4 protein-coding genes are annotated in these 5,011 nt (G+C 70.9%); 3 read left to right on the plus strand and 1 reads right to left on the minus strand.

Annotated features, from left to right (window positions below):
• The 3 genes from ITP53_RS53720 to alc form a co-directional block, all read left to right on the plus strand.
• Window positions 1-387, plus strand: a 387-nt coding sequence (locus tag ITP53_RS53720) for a glycerate kinase (RefSeq protein WP_195903197.1), incomplete at its 5' end; no start/stop codon positions are given.
• Window positions 384-1,694: an allantoinase AllB gene (gene allB, locus ITP53_RS53725; RefSeq protein ID WP_195903198.1), complete on the plus strand. Its 1,311-nt coding sequence runs from the start codon at window positions 384-386 to the stop codon at window positions 1,692-1,694. The genes ITP53_RS53720 and allB, both read left to right, overlap by 4 nt.
• Window positions 1,695-2,651: an allantoicase gene (gene alc / locus ITP53_RS53730; protein WP_195903199.1), complete on the plus strand. Its 957-nt coding sequence runs from the start codon at window positions 1,695-1,697 to the stop codon at window positions 2,649-2,651.
• An 87-nt stretch (window positions 2,652-2,738) separates the two neighbouring features.
• Here alc and pknB read toward each other — a convergent pair whose 3' ends face one another.
• Window positions 2,739-4,655 carry a Stk1 family PASTA domain-containing Ser/Thr kinase gene (pknB, locus tag ITP53_RS53735; RefSeq protein WP_195903200.1) on the minus strand — a complete coding sequence of 639 codons (1,917 nt, stop codon included), beginning with the start codon at window positions 4,653-4,655 and terminating at the stop codon, window positions 2,739-2,741.
• Between the last annotated feature and the right edge of the window lie 356 nt (window positions 4,656-5,011).

Here is a 5,011-nt window from a genome sequence, read left to right on the forward strand (position 1 = left end):
GGGGTGGGGTTCGCGGCGCTGGCGTTCCTGCACGCCGAGGTCCAGCCGGGCATCGACTACCTGCTCGACCTGCTCGGGTTCGGGGCGCAGGCCGAGGGGGCGCGGCTGGTCATCACGGGTGAGGGGTCGCTGGACGAGCAGTCGCTGCACGGCAAGGCGCCGATCGGCGTCGCCCAGGCGGCGGCCAGGGCGGGCGTGCCCGTGGTGGCGGTCTGCGGGCGCCGCACGCTCGACGACGCCGAGCTGAAGGCCGCGGGCATCCAGGCCGCCTACGCCCTGACCGACCTCGAGCCGGATCCGGCCCGATGCATGGCGGAGGCCGGCCCCCTGCTCGAACGCCTCGCCGCCCGCATCGCCGCCGAGCACCTTCATGAGGCGGCCGGATGACCGGCTTCGAGCTCGTGGTCCGCTCCCGCCGTACGGTCACGCCCGAGGGGGAGCGGGCCGTCGCGGTGGCCGTACGCGGGGAGAAGATCGCGGGCCTGCACGACTACGACGCACTGCTCGACACCGCTGAGGACATCGACCTGCGGGACCTCGCCCTGCTCCCCGGGCTCGTGGACACGCACGTGCACGTCAACGAGCCCGGACGGACGCACTGGGAGGGGTTCGACTCGGCGACCAGGGCGGCGGCCGCCGGAGGCGTCACCACAATCCTGGACATGCCGCTCAACTCACTCCCGCCCACCGTGACGGTGGCGGCGTTCGAGGAGAAGCTGCGCGCCGCCGGCGGGCAGTGTCACGTGGACGTCGGGTTCTGGGGCGGGGCCGTGCCGGGGAACGTCAAGGACCTCGCGCCGCTGCGCGCGCGTGGCGTACACGGGTTCAAGTGCTTCATGTCGCCGTCCGGAGTCGAGGAGTTCCCGCCGCTCGCGCCCGCCGAGCTGCGGCGGGCGCTGAAGGAGATCGCCGGGTTCGGTGGCGTGATGGTGGTGCACGCCGAGGATCCCGCGCTGCTCGGGGAGCCGGGCGGGCCGACGTATCGCGAGTTCCTGGAGTCGCGGCCGGGGGCGTCCGAGCGGAGCGCCGTCCGGCAGGTCGTCGAGCTGGCCGGGGAGACCGGCGCCCGGGTGCACATCCTGCACGTGTCCAGCGCCGACTGCCTGGACGTGCTGGAGGCGGCTCGCGCGGACGGGGTGGCGGTCACGGCGGAGACCTGCCCGCACTACCTGACGCTGACGGCCGAGCAGGTGCCGGAGGGGGAGACGGCCTACAAATGCTGCCCGCCGATCCGCTCCGAGGACAACCGTGACCTGCTCTGGGACGGGCTCGGCCGGGGCGTGCTGAGCTGTGTCGTGTCCGACCACTCGCCGTCGACGGCCGAGCTCAAGGTGCCCGACTTCGCCGCCGCGTGGGGCGGGATCGCGTCGCTGCAGCTCGGACTGGCCGCGATCTGGACGGAGGCGGTGGGCAGGGGGTACGGGTTGCCGGACGTGGTCCGCTGGATGTCCGCCAATCCAGCTTCTATCGCCGAAATTTCGGGAAAAGGGGCTATAAAGCCGGGCAATGACGCAGATTTGGTGGCTTTTGATCCCTATGTCGACAATTTTGTGGATGCTTCCCTTCTCCATCACAAGAATCCCGTGACCCCGTACCACGGTCGCACGCTTCGGGGCGCCGTACTGACCACCTGGCTGCGCGGCCGGCCCGTGGACGGCGTGCCGCACGGACGATTCCTCTTGGGAGAGCAGTAGATGCCGCATTCCACCCCGCCTTTCACCAGCCTGCCCGACCTTGCCCTGCGCGCATTCGGCGGCTCGGTCGTGGCGGCCAGCGACGAGTCGTTCGCCGAGAAGGAAAGCCTGATCAGGCCCGGACGGCCCGGCTTCCAGGCGGAGACGTTCGGCAACAAGGGGCAGGTCTACGACGGCTGGGAGACCCGCCGCCGCCGCGAACCCGGCCACGACTGGGCTCTCGTACGCCTCGGGCTGCCCGGCGTGATCCGCGGCGTCGTGATCGACACGGCCTGGTTCAAGGGCAACTACCCGCCCCACGCCTCCGTGGAGGCCGCGGCGGTCGAGGGCCATCCCTCACCGGCCGAGCTGCTGGCCGCCCCGTGGACGGAGATCGTCCCCCGCGCCGGCCTCAAGGGGGACGCCGAGCACCACTTCGAGGTCACCGACGAGTCCAGGTACACCCACGTGCGGCTGAACATCCATCCGGACGGCGGCGTGGCCCGTCTGCGCGTACACGGGGAGGTCCGGCCCGACCTGTCACTCTACGACGGGCTCAGCCTCGACCTGGCCGCGCTCAAGAACGGCGCCCTGGTCACCGCCTGCTCGAACGAGTTCTACTCCGCACCCAACAACGTCATCGCCCCCGGCCTGGCCCGCCACCAGGCCGAAGGCTGGGAGACCGCGCGGCGCCGGGAGCCGGGCAACGAGTGGCTCGTCATCCGCCTCGCCGGTCGCGGCCTGATCGGACTGGCCGAGATCGACACGACGAACCTGCTGTTCAACGCCCCCGGAGCAGTGTCACTGACCGGCCTCGACGGGAACCACGAGCTCGAACTCCTCCCCAGGACCCGCCTCCAGCCCGACACCCTCCACCGCTTCCGCCTCCACCACACGACTCCGGTCACCCATGTCCGCGTGGACATCTACCCGGACGGCGGCCTGGCCAGAGTCCACCTCCACGGCCACCTCACCTGACCCACCCCCCTCTGGGTCAGGTCTCCTGCCGGCCCGGTGAGCTGCCTCAAGTCACCGGCCCACGGGTGATCCCCGGAGACAGGCTCGTCACTGCCAGAGGTACACGGTGCTCCCGGGGGGCCGCTCGCTGTTGGGCAGCGGCCGCTGGTACTGCACCACCCCACGGTTGCCCAGCCGCTGGATCCGCACCTGGAACCCCAGCGCCTCCAACTCGGTCTTGGCGTCCCTGACCTCCTTGCCGATCACCCCGGGCACCAGGCTGAACTGCTGATCGTCGCGAGCCTCGTCGTCCCCGCGATCCCTGTCGTCCCCCCGGAACCAGTCCCAGAAGTTCGTCTGGCAACGCGACACCGTCACCATGACCTGGGCGCCCTGATCGACCTCCGACTTGGCCTTGGGCGTCTGGGCGATGACCGTGCACGGCTCGGCGTCGTCGTCGACCTCGTTGACCTGCACCTGGAAGCCCTGCTGACCGAGGTAGCCGGCGGCCTCGTCCTTCGGCATCCCGGCGACGTCGGGCATCACCAGCCCGGCGCTGACGAAGATGTCGATCTTCGCGCCTTCCTTGACCTTCTCGCCCACCTGCGGCGAGGTGCGGATCACCTTCTCGCGCTCGACCTCCTGGTTGGCCAGCCGCTTGACCGAGCCCACCGTCAGTCCCGCACCGGCGATCGCCGCGCGGGCGTCATTGCCGATCATGCCCGCCACATTCGGTACGACCACGCGCTTGGGCCCGAGCGAGGGCACCAGCGTGATCGTGCCGCCGCTCTCCAACTCGGCCTGGGCCGCCGGGTCGGTGCTGAGCACCAGGCCCTCGGCCACCTTCTCGCTGTACTGGCCCTGGGCCTTGCTGACCTTGAGCCCCATGGCGACGGCGTTCTTCTCGGCCACCGTCATGTTCTTGCCCACCAGGTCGGGCACGATGACGGCCTCGGTCTGCGAGAAGTACCAGCCGGTCAGGCCGACCGCCACCACCATCACCGCGGCCAGCGCCACCAGGAACCAGTTGGGCCTGAACCCGCGCTCGCGCGCGACCGCGACCTCGGCGCGCGGCTGGATCAGCGTGTGGGCCGGCGCCGCCTGCGGCATCGACGCGGCGGCGGAGGGCATGCGGGCATGCGGCTGGGAGTACGACGCGGTCTGGGGGTTGGTCGTCCGCGGCAGCATCCGGTGCGTCTCGACCGCGGCGACCAGCATCGCGGTCGCGTCGGCCGGGCGGTCGCGCGGCTCGCGGGCCGTCGCGTGCGCCACCAGCGAGTCGATCAGCTGCGGCACCTCGGGAACCAGCGACGACGGTGCCGGCACGGTGTCGTGGACATGCCGGTAGGCCACCGACATCGGCGTCTCACCGTCGTAAGGCTGCTGCCCCGTCACCAGTTCGAACAGCATGATGCCCGCGGCGTAGACGTCGCTGCGCACGTCGGCGGCGCCGGTGGTGACCTGCTCGGGCGCCATGTAGCCGATCGTGCCGATCATCACGCCGGTACGGGTCTGGTTCGTCGCCTCGATGGCCCTGGCCAGGCCGAAGTCCACGACCTTGACCCGGCCGTCGTCGGTCATCAGGACGTTTTCCGGCTTCACGTCGCGGTGGACCAGCCCGGCCTGGTGGGCCGCGCCGAGCGCGGCGAGCACCGGGATCATGATCTCGAGCGCCTCACGGGCCGGCAGCCTGCCGCGATCGCGCAGGATGTCGCGCAGCGTCTTGCCCGGTACGTACTCCATCGACAGGTAGACGACGTCCGTGTCGGTGCCCTGGTCGAAGACGTGCACCACGTTGGGATGGGAGAGACTGGCGACCGACTTGGCCTCGCCGATGAACCTCCGCACGAAGGCCGGGTCCTCGGCGAGGGAGGGGTGCATGACCTTCAGCGCCACCGTCCGGTCGAGCCGGATGTCCAGCGCCAGGTAGACGGTCGCCATACCGCCCCGGGCGATCCGGCTCTCGATGCGGTAGCGCCCATCGAGGAGCCGCCCGACCAGGGGGTCCGCAGTCGTCGTATCCACCCCGCTGAGTTTACGGGCGTTTTGCCACTGGCAGGGCCCCAGCGCCCGAAACCGATGCGGAGCCGTGCTCCATGGAACGTGCCCGCATCCGGTGAAGCGGACATAGCCTCACCTGCGCCACAGCACCATCGAGGCACGCGCACCCATGAGCGACCGGTTGCCGCACCCCCTCGGCGGAGGGGATGCGGAGGGCTCCGGGCGTCGTCAAGGGGCCAGCCGTCATGGGGCCGTCATGGGGCCAGCCGTCATGGGGCCGTCATGGGGCCAGCCGTCATGGGGCCGTCATGGGGCCAGCCGTCATGGGGCCGTCATGGGGCCAGCCGTCATGGGGCCGTCATGGGGCCAGCCGTCATGGG

Source organism: Nonomuraea cypriaca (assembly GCF_015645445.1).
Taxonomy (GTDB): domain Bacteria; phylum Actinomycetota; class Actinomycetes; order Streptosporangiales; family Streptosporangiaceae; genus Nonomuraea; species Nonomuraea cypriaca.

What these genes read in the sequence shown, in the direction of transcription:
- alc (WP_195903199.1), top strand. Translation starts at nt 1,695, where the DNA reads ATGCCGCATTCCACCCCGCCTTTCACCAGCCTGCCCGACCTTGCCCTG.
- allB (WP_195903198.1), top strand. Translation starts at nt 384, where the DNA reads ATGACCGGCTTCGAGCTCGTGGTCCGCTCCCGCCGTACGGTCACGCCC.